Origin of the sequence: Kitasatospora sp. NPDC048722, assembly GCF_040650235.1 — a bacterium.
Taxonomy (GTDB): Bacteria; Actinomycetota; Actinomycetes; order Streptomycetales; family Streptomycetaceae; genus Kitasatospora.
This window is the reverse complement of record NZ_JBEZGX010000001.1, coordinates 397,229-412,084: the sequence shown is the minus strand read 5'-3', so window position 1 is coordinate 412,084 and position 14,856 is coordinate 397,229. Positions and strand designations below refer to the sequence as shown.

Annotated in this window: 10 protein-coding genes and 1 riboswitch; of the genes, 3 read left to right on the top strand and 7 right to left on the bottom strand. The window is 74.4% G+C overall.

The annotated features are described in order from the left end of the window. Positions 1-56: 56 nt before the first annotated feature. From AB0C76_RS01725 to AB0C76_RS01715, 3 genes are read right to left on the bottom strand one after another with little or no spacing between them, the layout of a single operon-like run. Complete coding sequence (locus AB0C76_RS01725; protein WP_359957957.1) at positions 57-1,574, bottom strand: precorrin-2 C(20)-methyltransferase; 1,518 nt, start codon at positions 1,572-1,574, stop codon at positions 57-59. Beyond that, a complete protein-coding gene (locus tag AB0C76_RS01720; RefSeq protein WP_359957955.1) occupies positions 1,571-2,197 on the bottom strand; it encodes a precorrin-8X methylmutase in 627 nt (208 codons plus the stop codon). The genes AB0C76_RS01725 and AB0C76_RS01720 overlap by 4 nt, the downstream gene beginning before the upstream one ends. Next, positions 2,194-3,471, bottom strand: a complete 1,278-nt coding sequence (locus AB0C76_RS01715; RefSeq protein ID WP_359957952.1) for a cobalamin biosynthesis protein CobG — start codon at positions 3,469-3,471, stop codon at positions 2,194-2,196. Before AB0C76_RS01715 ends, AB0C76_RS01720 begins: the two co-directional genes overlap by 4 nt. A gap of 368 nt (positions 3,472-3,839) precedes the next feature. Beyond that, positions 3,840-3,925: riboswitch (cobalamin riboswitch) on the top strand. A 160-nt stretch (positions 3,926-4,085) separates the two neighbouring features. Between AB0C76_RS01715 and cobN the strand changes: the two genes are divergently transcribed. Next, entirely contained in the window at positions 4,086-7,706 is a 3,621-nt protein-coding gene (cobN, locus tag AB0C76_RS01710) for a cobaltochelatase subunit CobN (protein ID WP_359957949.1), read from the top strand. A gap of 131 nt (positions 7,707-7,837) precedes the next feature. Next, positions 7,838-9,472, top strand: a complete 1,635-nt coding sequence (gene lnt, locus AB0C76_RS01705) for an apolipoprotein N-acyltransferase (RefSeq protein ID WP_359957946.1) — start codon at positions 7,838-7,840, stop codon at positions 9,470-9,472. Here lnt and AB0C76_RS01700 read toward each other — a convergent pair. From AB0C76_RS01700 to gdhA, 4 genes are all read right to left on the bottom strand, one after another. Next, positions 9,448-10,212 carry a VOC family protein gene (locus AB0C76_RS01700; protein WP_359957944.1) on the bottom strand — a complete coding sequence of 255 codons (765 nt, stop codon included), beginning with the start codon at positions 10,210-10,212 and terminating at the stop codon, positions 9,448-9,450. The two genes, lnt and AB0C76_RS01700, sit on opposite strands and share 25 nt — an antisense overlap. Before the next feature lie 64 nt (positions 10,213-10,276). Further along, positions 10,277-11,188, bottom strand: a complete 912-nt coding sequence (locus AB0C76_RS01695) for a zinc-binding dehydrogenase (protein ID WP_359957942.1) — start codon at positions 11,186-11,188, stop codon at positions 10,277-10,279. Between the two features lie 187 nt (positions 11,189-11,375). Beyond that, complete coding sequence (locus tag AB0C76_RS01690; RefSeq protein WP_359957939.1) at positions 11,376-12,251, bottom strand: AraC family transcriptional regulator; 876 nt, start codon at positions 12,249-12,251, stop codon at positions 11,376-11,378. 152 nt (positions 12,252-12,403) lie between these two features. Then, positions 12,404-13,804: an NADP-specific glutamate dehydrogenase gene (gdhA, locus tag AB0C76_RS01685; RefSeq protein WP_359957936.1), complete on the bottom strand. Its 1,401-nt coding sequence runs from the start codon at positions 13,802-13,804 to the stop codon at positions 12,404-12,406. A 410-nt stretch (positions 13,805-14,214) separates the two neighbouring features. On the opposite strand from gdhA, the gene ribA reads away from it, so the two are divergent. Then, positions 14,215-14,844 (top strand): GTP cyclohydrolase II, encoded by a 630-nt coding sequence (gene ribA, locus AB0C76_RS01680; RefSeq protein ID WP_359957934.1) that lies wholly within the window; start codon positions 14,215-14,217, stop codon positions 14,842-14,844. Positions 14,845-14,856: the final 12 nt, after the last annotated feature.

The following is a 14,856-nucleotide window of genomic DNA, read 5'->3' as shown; positions in this document are numbered from 1 at the left end:
AGTAACAGATGACAGCTGACAGATTTCGTCATCTGTCAGCTGTCATCCGTTCTCCGTTACTCCGGGTACCGCCGCGGCGTCCAGACCACCTCGACGCCGGCGCCGCGCTCGACGGCCCGCGTCTGCGAGGAGCCGATCAGCAGGATCGTCCGCATGTCGACGAGCGCCGGGTCCAGCTCGCCGAGCCGGACGATCCGGACCCGCTCGGTCGGGCCGCCGACGTCGCGCGCCATCACGACCGGCGTCTCCGGCGCGCGGTACTCCAGGAGGAGGTCCCGGGCCAGACCGACCTGCGTCGTCCGCGACTTGGACCCCGGGTTGTACAGCGCGAGCACCAGGTCCGCCTCCGCCGCCGCGCGCAGGCGGCGGGCCACCGCGTCCCACGGCTTGAGCCGGTCCGACAGTGAGACGACCGCGTAGTCGTGCCCCAGCGGGGCGCCCGCCCGGGACGCGGCCGCGTGCGCCGCGGTCATGCCTGGCAGGACCCGCACCGGCACGTCCCGGTAGGCCTCCTCGCAGGCGACCTCCAGCACCGCCGTCGCCATCGCGAAGACGCCCGGGTCGCCCGAGGACACCACGCAGACCCGCCGTCCGCGCCGGGCCAGGTCGAGGGCGAACTCGGCGCGCTCGGACTCCACCTTGTTGTCCGATCCGTGCCGCACCTGCCCCGGCCGCTCCGGCACCCGGGCCAGGTAGGTGGTGTAGCCGACCAGGTCAGTGGCCTCGGCCAGCGCGCCGCGCGCCTCCGGGGTGAGCCACAGCGGTCCGGCCGGCCCGGTACCGACGACGGTCACACGGCCGACCCCCTCCGCCGTCCGCACGACCGGCTCCAGCGGCGCGACCTTGCTCGGCAGCACCGCCACCGAGAAGTAGGGCACGGTCTCCCCGTCGATCTCGGCGAGCGGCGCGATCCGCTCACCCTCCATGAACGCGCGCTCGACGTACTGCGCGTCCTCCAGGCGGCCCGCCCGCTCCAGCGCGCGGCGGACGGCCGGGAAGGTGCGCCCGAGCTTCATGATCACGGCCGAGTCGGCGGACGCGATCCGTGCCGCCAGCTCCTCCTCGGGCAGCGTTCCCGGGATGACCGTGAGGGTCTCCTCGGCCTCCGTCAGCGGCTGGCCGAGCCGAGCGGCCGCCGCGCTGACGGAGGTCACGCCCGGCACCACCTCGGTCGGGTAGCGGTGCGCGAGCCGCTTGTGCATGTGCTGGTAGGAGCCGTAGAACAGCGGGTCACCCTCGGCGAGCACGACGACGTCGCGCCCGGCGTCCAGGTGGGCGGCCAGCCGGGCGGCGGCCTCCTCGTAGAAGTCGTCCAGCGCACCCCGGTAGCCGCCCGGGTGGTCGGTGGTCTCGACGGTGATCGGGTAGACCAGCTTCTCCTCGACCTGACCACCCGTCAGGTACCGCTCGGCGATCGAGCGCGCGATGGACCGCCCGTGCCGGGCACTGTGGTACGCCACGACGTCGGCCTTGCCGATGAGTTCGGCGGCGCGGACGGTCACCAGGGACGGGTCGCCCGGCCCGAGCCCGACTCCGTAGAGCCGTCCGGTCGAGGCGTTCTGACGATCCGTCACTCTTCTTCACTCGCAATCGCGTTGATGGCTGCGGCGGCCATCGCGCTGCCACCGCGGCGGCCGCGCACCACCAGGTGCTCCAGGCCGGACGGGTGCTCGGCCAGGGCCTGCTTGGACTCGGCGGCGCCGATGAAGCCGACCGGCACGCCGATCACCGCGGCCGGGCGCGGCGCGCCCGCCTCGATCATCTCCAGGAGCCGGAAGAGCGAGGTCGGCGCGTTGCCGACGGCCACCACGGCGCCTTCCAGGCGGGGCAGCCACAGCTCCATGGCGGCGGCGCTACGGGTGTTGCCCATCGCGCGGGCCAGTTCGGGGACCGACGGGTCGGTGAGGGTGCAGACGACCTCGTTGTCGGCGGGCAGCCGCTTGCGGGTCACGCCGCTCGCGACCATGTTGACGTCGCACAGGATCGGCGCGCCGGCGTGCAGCGCGGCGCGCGCGGAGGCGACCACGCCGGGCGAGTACACCAGGTCCTCGACCAGGTCGACCATCCCGCAGGCGTGGATCATCCGCACCGCGACCTGGGAGACGTCCGCCGGCAGGGCGGCCAGGTCGGCCTCCGCGCGGATGGTGGCAAAGGACTGGCGGTAGATGGACGCACCGTCCTTCTCGTACTCGATCACTTCGTGGTCCTCCTGGCCTCGGCGACCGCCTCGGCCATCTCCTCGTTCGTCACATCCACGGCGGAAACCTCCATCGCGGAAACCTCCACGGCGGAAACGTCCACAGCCGAAGCCTGCGCCCCCGCGCCGACCGCCGGGCCGTTCACCGTCACCCGGTAGCCCTGCCCAGTGGCGAGCACGTCCACCCACCGCCCGGCCGGGTGGCCGCAGCGCCGTTCACAGCCCGACCAATGCACGGGCAGGCCGCCGGCGCTCGCCACGTCCAGGGCCCGCGCCGCGTCCGCCCGCACGTCGGCGAGCGATCTGGCGCACCCGGGCAGCCCGGTGCAGGCGGAGGCCCGTTCCCAGGGCGAGCCGGGCAGCGTCCGGAACCCGGCCTCGGCGAGGCCGGCCAGCCGCTCGGCCGGGGCCCCCGGCAGGACGGCTCCGCGCCAGGGCGTCAGGCGCAGTTCACCGGCGGAGGACGCGACCAGCGCGCGCCACTGCGCCGCGCTCGCCCGGCCGAAGCGCACGCCCACCGACAGCCCGCCGGGCAGCGCGCCGACGACGGGGGCGGCCCCGGTGAACGCGGGCAGGGGCACGGTGCCGGCCGGAAGCAGGTCCGGGACCTCGCGCAGGTGCCAGGCCTTGCGCCCGCTCGCGCGCAGCGCGTCCAGGAAGGACCGGGCCGCGTCCAGCACGGCCGTCACTTCCCGCCCGGCCTCGACCGGGTGTCCGGAGGCGTCCCGCCCGAGGCGCAGCAGACGGCGGCCGTCCGGGCCTGCGATCAATGTCACATCGGCGTCGAGCGCGGCGACGTCGCCGTGGCCGTCGTCCAGCGCGAACAGGAACTTGCCGGAGAGTCCGGCCGCCCAGTCGCCCGCGCACAGCCGCGTGTCCAGTTCCCGCACCCAGGCCTGCACGTCGGCGGCCGGGCGGGCGTCGAGGCCGGCGAGCGGCGAGGCGACGATGTTGCGCACCCGTTCGTGGGTGTCGGAGGGCAGCAGCCCGACGGCGCGCAGTCGTTCGGCGAGGTCCGCCGCGCAGTGCGGAGCCAGGCCGCGGAGTTGGACGTTGCCGCGGGAGGTGGTCTCCAGTTCGCCGTCGCCGAGGGCCTCGGCCGCGTCGGCCAGCGCGATCGCCTGACGGTCCGTCAGGAGACCGCCGGGCAGGCGGACCCGGGCCAGGGCGCCGTCGTCGGCCGTGTGCAGACGAAGCGCCCCTGGACAGGCGTCCGCGCGCCCCCGGTCGGGCACCGCGGCGCCCGGCGGGGTGGCGTCGGGTGTCGGTGGCATGGCGGCGAGCATACAGATGATCCGATCGGTTGCCTCCGTCCGCTGCATCACACTCCGGATCACACTCCGGCTCCCGGTAGGTGCCTCTCGCTCACCCCGCCACCGCGCACCCTGGCGCACCCCGGCGCGCGGCGCCCACGCCCGACCACACGCCCCCGCCCGCACCCCCGCCGCACCCTTGCGGCCACCCCTGCGGCCACCCCACCGCACCCCCGCGGCCAGCCCGTCCCCGCGCCTCCTCCGCGCTTCCCCCGCGCCCGCAGCGACACCGGGCAGGTCAGAACTCGCTCTCCCCCAGGTCAGCCACACCCCGTACGATGCTGGCGGGCGGTCCCCGCGGACCGCCCGACGCCAGCGACGGCGCAGGGGAGGAAACCGGTGCAAGCCCGGTGCGGTCCCGCCACTGTGACCGCGGCTCACCGGGACACCCGGTGGCCGCGGGAGCCAGGAACTCCCGCCGTCCTCCACCGGCCCGGGGCGCGGACCCCGAGGAAGGCAGAAATGCACCACCGCTGTCGCATGCCCGCGCCCGCGTCCCCGGCCACCACCGAGGCCGTCCGGGCCGCCGCCGTTTCGGCCGCCCCGGCCACCACCGAGGCCGGGAGGGCCTACGCATGATCCTGCTGCTGTCGACGTCCGACACCGACCTGCTCAGTGCCCGCGCCTCGGCCGGCCCCGTCCCGTACCGGCTCGGCAACCCCGCCCGGCTGTCCCCCGAGGACCTGCCGGAGCTGCTGGACGGCACCGAGCTGGTGGTGGTCCGCCTGCTCGGCGGGCGCCGCGCCTGGCAGGAGGGCCTCGACGCGCTGCTGGCGGGCCCGCGCCCGGTGGTCGTCCTGACCGGCGAACAGGCCCCCGACGCCCAGCTGATGGAGCTGTCCACCGTCCCGGCCGGCATCGCCGCCGAGGCGCACGCCTACCTCGCCCACGGCGGCGCGGCCAACCTGGCCGAGCTCGGCGCGTTCCTCTCCGACACCGTGCTGCTCACCGGCCACGGCTTCGCCCCGCCCGCCTCCGCCCCGGCCTGGGGTCCCCTGGAGCGCGAGGCCGCGACCACCGCCGGCGACGGCCCGACGGTCGCCGTGCTCTACTACCGCGCCCACCACATGAGCGGGAACATCGCGTTCGTCGAGACCCTGTGCCGGGCGATCGAGGACAAGGGCGCCCGCGCGAAGGCGTACTACTGCGCCTCGCTGCGCGGCGCCGAGCCCGAGCTGCTGGCCGCCCTCGGCGAGGCCGACGCGATCGTCACCACCGTGCTCGCCGCCGGCGGCACCCGCCCCGCCGACGCCCAGGCCGGCGGCGACGAGGAGGCCTGGGACGCGGGCGCGCTCGCCGCGCTGGACCGCCCGATCCTCCAGGCGCTGTGCCTCACCTGGTCGCGCGCCCAGTGGGAGGCCAGCGACGACGGCCTGTCCCCGCTGGACACCGCGACGCAGATCGCCGTGCCGGAGTTCGACGGCCGCCTGATCAGCGTCCCGTTCTCGTTCAAGGAGCTCGACGAGGACGGCCTCACCGTCTACGCCGCCGATCCGGAGCGCGCCGCCCGCGTCGCCGGCACCGCCGTCAAGCACGCCCGCCTGCGGCACGTCCCGGCCGCCGAGCGCCGCCTCGCGCTCGTGCTGTCCGCGTACCCGACCAAGCACGCCCGCGTCGGCAACGCCGTCGGCCTGGACACCCCGGCCAGCGCCGTCCGGCTGCTGCACCGGCTGCGCGAGGAGGGCATGGACCTCGGGAACGACCTGCCCGGCCTGGACGACGGCGCCGAGGACGGCCACGAGGGCGACGCGATCATCCACGCCCTGATCGCCGCCGGCGGCTACGACCAGGACTGGCTCACCGAGGACCAGCTGGCCCGCAACCCGGTCCGCATCCCCGCCGCCGACTACCGCCGCTGGTACGCCGGGCTCCCGCAGGCCCTGCGCGCGCAGGTCGAGGAGCACTGGGGCCCGGCCCCCGGCGAGCTGTACGTCGACCGCTCCCAGAACCCCGACGGCGACATCGTGCTCGCCGCGATCCGCTCCGGGAACCTACTCGTCCTCATCCAGCCGCCGCGCGGCTTCGGCGAGAACCCGGTCGCGATCTACCACGACCCCGACCTGCCGCCGAGCCACCACTACCTCGCCGCCTACCGCTGGATCGAGGCCGCCCAGGAGGACGGCGGCTTCGGCGCCCACGCCGTCATCCACCTCGGCAAGCACGGCAACCTGGAGTGGCTGCCCGGCAAGACCGCCGCGCTGTCCGCCGAGTGCGGCCCCGACGCCGTCCTCGGCGACCTCCCGCTCGTCTACCCGTTCCTGGTCAACGACCCGGGCGAGGGCACCCAGGCCAAGCGCCGCGCCCACGCCACGCTGGTCGACCACCTCGTGCCGCCGATGGCCCGCGCCGACTCCTACGGCGACATCGCCCGCCTGGAGCAGCTCCTCGACGAGCACTCCAACATCGCCGCGATGGACCCGGCCAAGCTCCCCGCGATCCGCGCCCAGATCTGGACCCTCATCCAGGCCGCCAAGCTCGACCACGACCTCGGCCTCGACGAGCGCCCCGAGGACGACGGCTTCGACGACTTCCTGCTGCACGTCGACGGCTGGCTGTGCGAGGTCAAGGACGCCCAGATCCGCGACGGCCTGCACGTCCTCGGCCAGGCCCCGGCCGGCACCGACCGGGTCAACATCGTGCTCGCCATCCTGCGTGCCCGCCAGATCTGGGGCGGCGTCAGCGCCCTGCCCGGCCTGCGCGAGGCGCTCGGCCTGGACGAGGCCGCGCTCACCCTCGGCGCCACCGACGCGGCCGAGGCCAAGGCCCGCGCCCTGGTCGAGGCCATGGAGGCCGAGGACTGGGCGCCCGAGGCGGTCGAGAAGGTCGCCGCCGGGTACCCCGAGGCCGTCCGCGAGGTGCTCGCGTTCGCCGCCACCCAGGTGGTGCCGCGCCTCGCCGCCACGACCGACGAGCTGGACGCCGTCCTGCACGCGCTCCAGGGCGGCTTCGTCCCGGCCGGGCCCTCCGGCTCCCCGCTGCGCGGCCTCGTCAACGTGCTGCCCACCGGCCGCAACTTCTACTCCGTCGACCCCAAGGCGGTGCCCAGCAAGCTCGCCTGGGAGACCGGCCAGGCCCTCGCCGCCTCGCTTGTCGAGCGCTACCGGGCCGACAACGACGGCGCCTGCCCGCCCTCGGTCGGGCTCTCGCTGTGGGGCACCAGCGCGATGCGCACCGCCGGCGACGACATCGCCGAGGCCTTCGCCCTGCTCGGCGTCCGCCCGGTCTGGGACGACGCCTCGCGCCGCGTGACCGGCCTGGAGCCGATCCCGCTGGAGGAGCTCGGCCGCCCGCGCATCGACGTCACGCTGCGCATCTCGGGCTTCTTCCGCGACGCGTTCCCGCACGTCGTCGCCCTGCTGGACGACGCGGTGCGCCTGGCCGCCGCCCAGGAGGAACCGGCGGCGGACAACTTCGTCCGCGCCCACGTGCAGGCCGACCTCGCCGTCCACGGGGACGAGCGCAGGGCCACCGTCCGCGTCTTCGGCTCCCGCCCCGGCACCTACGGCGCGGGCCTGCTCCAGCTGATCGACAGCCGCGACTGGCGCACCGACGCCGACCTCGCCGAGGTCTACACGGTGTGGGGCGGCTACGCGTACGGGCGCGGGCTCGACGGGCGCCCGGCGCGCGAGGAGATGGAGACCGCGTACAAGCGGATCACCGTCGCCGCGAAGAACACCGACACCCGCGAGCACGACATCGCCGACTCGGACGACTACTTCCAGTACCACGGCGGCATGGTCGCCACCGTCCGCGCCCTCACCGGCAAGGCGCCGACCGCCTACATCGGCGACTCGACCCGCCCGGAGACCGTCCGCACCAGGACGCTCACCGAGGAGGCCGCCCGCGTCTTCCGCGCCCGGGTGGTCAACCCGCGCTGGATCGAGGCGATGCGCCGCCACGGCTACAAGGGCGCGTTCGAGATGGCCGCGACCGTCGACTACCTGTTCGGCTACGACGCCACGACGGGCGTGGTCGCGGACTGGATGTACGAGAAGCTGACCCAGGAGTACGTGCTGGACCCGGTCAACCGGGAGTTCCTCGCCGGCGCCAACCCGTGGGCTCTGCACGGGATCAGCGAGCGCCTCCTGGAGGCGGCGAGCCGCGGCCTGTGGGAGAAGCCGGACCCGGAGCTGATCGAGCAGTTGCAGGCCGCGTTCCTGGAGACCGAGGGGGACCTGGAGGGCGACGAGGGCTGAGGCACCCCGGCCAGGGCCGGGACACCGGGACGGGACCGGTCGTTCGGGTGTTCCAAACGTGGTGTTCACGTCATCCGTCCGGGTGACGTGAACACTGGTGGCATCATGCGCCCGAGCGGACAATACGGGGCATGTCGCGACGCCTCGCCCTCAGCCGTCCCGTCTCCCCCACGCCCTTCGCCTGCGACCGGGGCGACCCGGCCGGCGCCGGGCCGACGCGGCCCGCCCACCGGTACCGGGCGCGCCTCGGGGCGCTGGCGGCCGGGGCGCTGCCGGTGCTCGCGTTCCCGCCCCTGGGGCTCGCGTGGCTGGCCTGGGTCGCGCTGGTGCCGGGACTGCTGCTGATGCAGCGGGCGCCGTCGGGGCGGGAGGCGGCGGTGCGCGGGTGGTGGTTCGGCGCGGGTTTCATCCTGACCGCGATGTACTGGCTGGTCCCGTCGATCGGACCGGGTCTGCCGGTGCTCGCCGTCCTGTTCGGGGCGCTGCAGGCCGTCGTCGGCCTCGGCGTGCACCGGCTGCTGCGCCCACCGCTGACGGCCCGCCGCGCGCTGCTCGCCGTGGCCCTCGTCCCCGCGCTGTGGCTGACCACCGAGTACGCCCGCTCCTGGCACGCGCTGGGCGGGCCGTGGGCGCTGCTCGGTGCCACCCAGTGGCAGCACCCGGCCGTCCTCGCGCTTGCTTCGGCGGGCGGGATCTGGCTGGTCAGCGCGGCGGTGGTGGCGGTGAACACCGGGGTGCTGGTCGTGCTCACGGCCGCCCCCTGGCGCCCACGGGCCGTCGCGGCGCTGACCGCCGTCCTGGTCCTGGTGGCCGGTCCGCTCCTGTTCGCGCTGCGCGACGCGCCCGCGCGGACGGGGGCGGTGACGGTGGCACTCGTCCAGCCGGGGATCGTCGACGACCCGCGGGCCCGGTTCGACGCGAGCGCCCGGGCCACGGCGGAGCTCGGCGGGCGGCCGGTGGACCTGGTCGTCTGGGGCGAGAGCAGCACCACGTCCGACCTGGACCGCGACCGGGTCGCGCTGGACCGGCTGCGCGAACTGTCCGCCGCCACCGGCGCGCAGGTCATCGCCGGGGAGGACGCGCGCAAGGCCGACGGGCGGATCTCGAAGGACGCCGTCCTGGTCTCCCCGGCGGGCGTCGTGGACCGCTACCGCAAGATCCGGCTGGTGCCGTTCGGCGAGTACATCCCGCTGCGGCCGGTGCTCGGGTGGATCGCGGGCGTCAGCCGGGCGGCGGGCGAGAACCGGGCACCCGGGACCTCGTTCCACGTGCTGCCGGCCACCGACCGGGCGGGCGGCGCGCTGCCGGTCGGCGTGCTGGTCTGCTTCGAGTCGGCGTTCCCCGACATGGCGCGGACGGCGGCGCGGGACGGGGCCCGGGTGCTGGTCTACCAGTCGTCCACGTCGACGTTCCAGCACACGTGGGCGCCCGCGCAGCACGTCTCGCTCGCGGCGATCCGGGCCGCCGAGACCGGCCGTCCGGCCGTGCAGGCCTCGCTGACGGGGGTCTCGGCGGCCTTCGACGCGCAGGGCCGCGAGCTCGCCCGGCTCGGCACCGACGGCACCGGGGCGCTGACCGTGCGGCTGCCGCTCACCGCGCCCGGCACGCTGACCTGGTACGACCGCGTCGGTGACGTGGTGCCACTGGCGGCCGTGCTCGTGACGGCGGGTGCGGCGGCCGCGGTGTGGCGGGGACGGCGCGCGGCACGGGCACTGGTTTCCGGCGGGGAGTCCGGGGAGGGTCAGCCCTCGTCGCCCGCGCGGTAGACGCCGAACACCGCTCCCTGGGCGTCGCGCAGGACGCCGATGCGCGGGCCGTCCGGGACGTCCGTCGCGGGCATCAGCACGTCGGCGCCGAGACCGCTCGCGCGCGTGACGGTGTTGTCGACGTCCGCGACCGCGAAGTACGGCAGCCAGTGCGCGGGGACCTGTGGCGGGAAGCGGTCGTCCATCACCATCATGCCGCCGAAGTCCGCACCGGCCAGGCCCCATTGGGTGTACTGCGGGGACGCGGTGACCGACCAGCCGAACACCGCCGGGTAGAAGGCCGTCGCGCTCTCCGCGTCCCGGGTGGCCAGCTCCACCCAGCCGAGCGCGCCGGGCTCGTTGAACACGCCCGCGCCCTGGAACGCGCGGGCCTGCCAGAGCGTGAAGACCGCGCCGGAGTTGTCGGCGACCACGGCGAACCGACCGAGGTCGAACACGTCGGAGGGCTCCACGAGCGCCTTGCCGCCGCGCGCCTTGATCGTCGCGACGGTCTCGTCGGCGTCGGCGACCGCGAAGGACACCGTCCAGCCCGTCGGCTGCTGCGGCCCGTAGAGCGGGGTGACGGCCGCGACCGGCGCGTCACCGAGGAACATCTGCGTGTAGCCGCCGGCTTCGGGCCGCACGTCGGTCTCGGCGCGCCAGCCGAACAGCTCGCCGTAGAAGGACCGGGCTGCGGCGGGGTCGGAGGTGCCCAGCTCGACCCAACAGGGGGCGCCGATGGTGGCGGAGTTCTGCTTCATGTGCTTCTCTCTGGCCGTTCCTGCGTCGGTGACGACGGTGATGATCCGTCAATTCTGCTTGCTGTCATGCGATTTCGAGGACAATCTTGCCTTTCGCGTGCCCGGACTCGACGAGGGCGAGCGCCTCGGCGGCGCGGGCCAGCGGGTAGCGGGCGGTGATGTGCACGTCCAGCTCGCCGGCCGCGACGAGGGCGGCCAGGGCGGCCAGGCTTTCGGAGGTGGTGGAGCGCGTGACGTAGCGGCCGCCCAGCTCGGCGGCCGTCGCCGGATCGGCGGTGCTGACCAGCTTCGAACGGTCGGCGAGGGCATCGGCGGCGGCGCGCGGCGCGTCACCGCCGACGAGGTCGAGGATGCCGTCCACGCCTTCCGGAGCCGCCTGAGCGATCCGCTCGGCGACACCCTCGCCGTACCGGACGTGCACGGCACCGAGCGCCTCGACGTGGCCGCGGTTGGCGTCGCTCGCGGTGCCGATCACGCGCAGGCCGCGGCTGCGGGCGATCTGCACCGCCGCGCTGCCGACGCCCCCGGCGGCACCGAGGATCAGGAGCGTGCGGCCGGAGCCCAGGCCCACGTCGCGGACGGCGTCGTCGGCGGTCGCCGTGGCGACGGCGAGGGTCGCGGCCCGGTCGAAGCCGACGGCCGCGGGCTTGAGGGCGCTCATCCCGGCGCGCAGCAGCGTCTGTTCGGCGAAGGCGCCGGCGGCGGCGACCCCGAAGACCTCGTCCCCCGGGGTGAAGGCGGTCACGTCCGGGCCGACCCGCAGGACGACGCCCGCGGCCTCCTGGCCCATGACGAAGGGCAGGTCTCGGCCCTGGCGGCCGAGGAAACCGCTGCGGACCTTCCAGTCCACCGGGTTCACCCCGGCGGCGCGGACAGCGACGGCCAGTTGCCCCGGGCCCGGCAGGAGCTCCGGGCGGTCCAGGAACTCCTGGGTCTCCGGCCCGCCGTAGTCGACGAACGCGAACGCTCTGGCCATCGGTGATCCCACTCCTCGGGTAGCCCCCCGCTGGTAGCCCCACCCCGCCCCCGCCCAGCATGCGGGGGCGTTCGGGGACGGGCCGCCGGTGCTGCGCCGAACGGGGGCGAGCGAACGGAAAACAGATGACAGATGACAGATTTCGAAATCTGTCATCTGTCATCCGTTCGCCGTCAGTCGCCGACCGTCAGCTCCGCACGGCCCGCGCCACCGGGATCCAGAGCTCCGCCTCGGCGTCGCCCGTCCCCGGGACGAAGTGGGTGCGCAGGATCTCCGGGCCCGGCCTGGCCTCGTACGGGTTGGAGGGGAACCACTGGCCGTACACGTCCGCCCACATCTGCTGCAGCGCCTGCGGGAACGACCCCGTGTTGGTGAACACCGCCCACGTCCCGGCCGGGACGTGCAGAACGTCCAGGTCGTCCGGGACGACGGCGTCCTCGCGCGCCACCACCGCGTGCCAGTAGTCGAGTTCGGAGCCCTCCTCCCGGTTGGGCGAGAAGTCGTCGGTCACCGAGACGATGCCGACCGGCTCGTTGCCCGTCAGCGCCGCGATCCGCTCGACGGTCCCCTTGCCGAGCCCCTTGATGAACTCGGCGATGTGCGGGTTGACGCCCTGGTAGATCAGGGGCACCCGCGCCTTCTTGCCGACGATCCGGAAGTCCGGCTTCCGCACGATCCGGTAATCCATACTGCTTGCTCCTTCCACGACGAGTCGGAAGGACATCCGGGCCTGGGACTTGAGCACCGCGCCGTCGCGCCGGGCCTCCCCGGGCCCGACCCCGTGCATCGCCCGGAACGCCCGGGCGAACGCCTCCCCCGAGGTGTAGCCGTACCGGACCGCGATGTCGAGCAACGTCCGCTCGCCGTCGAGCACCTCGGCCCCGGCGACGGTCAGCCGCCGGCGCCGGACGTACTCCGACAGCGGCATCCCGGCGAGCATCGAGAACAGCCGCCGGAAGTGGTGTTCCGACGTCACCGCGATCCGCGCCAGTTCGGCCACGTCGATCTCGCGGTCCAGGTTGCGGTCGATGTCCTCCATCGCCCGGTTCAGGTGCTCCAGCACGCCGGCCCCCGTCCTTCCTCGTTGGTCTCCACCGTAGGAAGGACCCACCTTGCCGCACCCGACAATCGGTGCCCGCTTCGGTCGGGTGGCGGTCCCGGCGGGACCGCCACCCGCGACACGCACCGGGCACCGGGCTCCGGGTCAGCGCCTGATCAGACCAGGCCCTGCGCCAGCATCGCGTCAGCGACGAGCTCGAAGCCCGCGATGTTCGCGCCCACCACGTAGTCGCCCGGCCGCCCGTACCGCTCGGCGGTGACGGCGCAGGACTCGTGGATGTGCCGCATGATGCCGGCCAGCCGCTCCTCGGTGCGTGCGAAGGTCCACGAGTCGCGCGAGGCGTTCTGCTGCATCTCCAGCGCGCTGGTCGCGACGCCGCCCGCGTTCGCGGCCTTGCCCGGGCCGAACGCCACGCCGGCCTCCTGGAACACCCGGACCGCCTCCGGCGTGGTGGGCATGTTGGCGCCCTCGGCGACCGCCTTCACGCCGCCGCGCACCAGCGCGATCGCGTCCGCCTCGGCCAGCTCGTTCTGCGTGGCGCAGGGCAGCGCGACGTCGCACGGCACGCTCCACACGCTCACCCCCTCGGCCCCCGCCTCGACGAACCGGACGTGGTCGCCGCGCAGTTCGGCGTACTCGGCGATCCGGCCGCGCCGGACCTCCTTGACCTCCTTGAGCAGGTCGAGGTCGATACCCTTCTCGTCGACCACGTAGCCGGAGGAGTCGGAGCAGGTGAGGACGGTCGCGCCGAGCTGCTGCGCCTTCTCGATCGCGTACACGGCGACGTTGCCCGAGCCCGAGACGGCGACCCGGCACCCGTCGAGGCTCTCGCCGCGGGCGCGCAGCATCTCCTCGGTGAACAGCACACAGCCGTACCCGGTGGCCTCGGTGCGCACCTGCGCGCCGCCCCAGCCGAGGCCCTTGCCGGTGAGGACGCCGCTCTCGTGGCGGTTGGTGATCCGCTTGTACTGGCCGAAGAGGTAGCCGATCTCCCGGCCGCCGACGCCGATGTCCCCGGCCGGGACGTCGGTGTGCTCGCCGATGTGGCGGTACAGCTCGGTCATGAAGGACTGGCAGAAGCGCATGACCTCGGCGTCCGAGCGGCCCTTGGGGTCGAAGTCGGAGCCGCCCTTGCCGCCGCCGATGGACAGCCCGGTGAGCGCGTTCTTGAAGATCTGTTCGAAGCCGAGGAACTTGACGATGCCGAGGTCGACGGAGGGGTGGAAGCGCAGCCCGCCCTTGTACGGGCCGAGGGCGCTGCTGAACTCCACGCGGAAGCCGCGGTTGACGTGGACCGCGCCGGAGTCGTCCGTCCACGGCACGCGGAACATCAGCTGGCGCTCGGGCTCGCAGACGCGCTCGATGATCCGGGCGTCGACGAGCTCGGGGCGGCGGGCGAGGACCGGACCGAGGGTCTCCAGGACCTCGTGGACGGCCTGGTGGAACTCGTTCTCGCCGCGGTTGCGGCGGACGACGTCCGCGTAGAGCGCCTCGACGGCGCGGCTCTCGGCCTCGGTGGCCTGCGGGGAGGGGGCGGTGGGAGGGTTGGCGGGCATCCGGTTCGGACCTTCCGTGGTCGGGAGTGGACGTGCGCGAGGCGTTCCCGTGCCCAGGAAACGCGGGCAAGTCTCGCAGTGTCCCCGGTACGGCTCCCGGCCCATCCACATACTGAAACCCCCCTGGCCCCGCGGTGGTTACGGTCCCTCAGCCCCCTCGCGCCCGCACCGAGCCCGGCTGAACCGTCTCCCGGCCCCGCCCGCGAATCACGGAACGTAGTCCCCGTGGACGGGAACAGCCGGGGCGGACGTGGTGTTGTGCGCCTCCGACATCGTCTGCGTAGTCGGCCCGGGCACGGACAGTACCCAGTTGTTCAAATTGGAACGACCGAGTACGGTCGGAGCCCGGTCCACCCCCTCGGGGACCTGACCACCTCGGCAACCCGCCACTCGCCATCGGAGGCCCGCCCATGCCGCAGCCCGGCTCCGCCACGGTGCGCTCACGCGTGCGCATCCCGCTGACCTTCCCGGACGGCTACCGCGCCGACGCGGAGGTCTTCACCTTCCACGGCCTGGCCGACGGCGCCGAACACCTGGCGCTCGCGTTCGGGCGGGTGCCGGAGGGCGGGACGCCGCTGGTGCGGCTGCACTCGGAGTGCCTGACCGGCGACGTGTTCGGCTCGGACCGCTGCGACTGCGGCCCGCAGCTGCGCGAGTCGGTCGAGCGGATCAGCGAGGCCGGCGGCTACCTGCTCTACCTCCGTCAGGAGGGCCGCGGCATCGGGCTCTACAACAAGCTCGACGCCTACGCCCTGCAGGACTCCGGCCTCGACACCTACGACGCCAACACCGCCCTCGGCCTGCCCGAGGACGGCCGGGACTACACCGCCGCGGCCCAGATGCTGACCGCCCTCGGCGCCACCGGCATCGAGCTGCTGAGCAACAACCCGGACAAGGCCGCCCAGCTGTCCGCCCTCGGGATCACCGTCGAGCAGCGGGTCCCGACCGGCGTCCACCTCTCGGAGAGCAACGTCCGCTACCTGCGCGCCAAGGTCGAGCGCACGGGCCACTCGATCGAGCTGTCCCGCCTGGTCGGCTGACGACTCGGCTGG

Coding starts and splice junctions, on each gene's coding strand:
- ribA (WP_359957934.1), top strand. CDS start 14,215: ATGCCGCAGCCCGGCTCCGCCACGGTGCGCTCACGCGTGCGCATCCCG.
- cobN (WP_359957949.1), top strand. CDS start 4,086: ATGATCCTGCTGCTGTCGACGTCCGACACCGACCTGCTCAGTGCCCGC.
- AB0C76_RS01695 (WP_359957942.1), bottom strand. CDS start 11,188: ATGGCCAGAGCGTTCGCGTTCGTCGACTACGGCGGGCCGGAGACCCAG.
- AB0C76_RS01715 (WP_359957952.1), bottom strand. CDS start 3,471: ATGCCACCGACACCCGACGCCACCCCGCCGGGCGCCGCGGTGCCCGAC.
- lnt (WP_359957946.1), top strand. CDS start 7,838: ATGTCGCGACGCCTCGCCCTCAGCCGTCCCGTCTCCCCCACGCCCTTC.
- gdhA (WP_359957936.1), bottom strand. CDS start 13,804: ATGCCCGCCAACCCTCCCACCGCCCCCTCCCCGCAGGCCACCGAGGCC.
- AB0C76_RS01700 (WP_359957944.1), bottom strand. CDS start 10,212: ATGAAGCAGAACTCCGCCACCATCGGCGCCCCCTGTTGGGTCGAGCTG.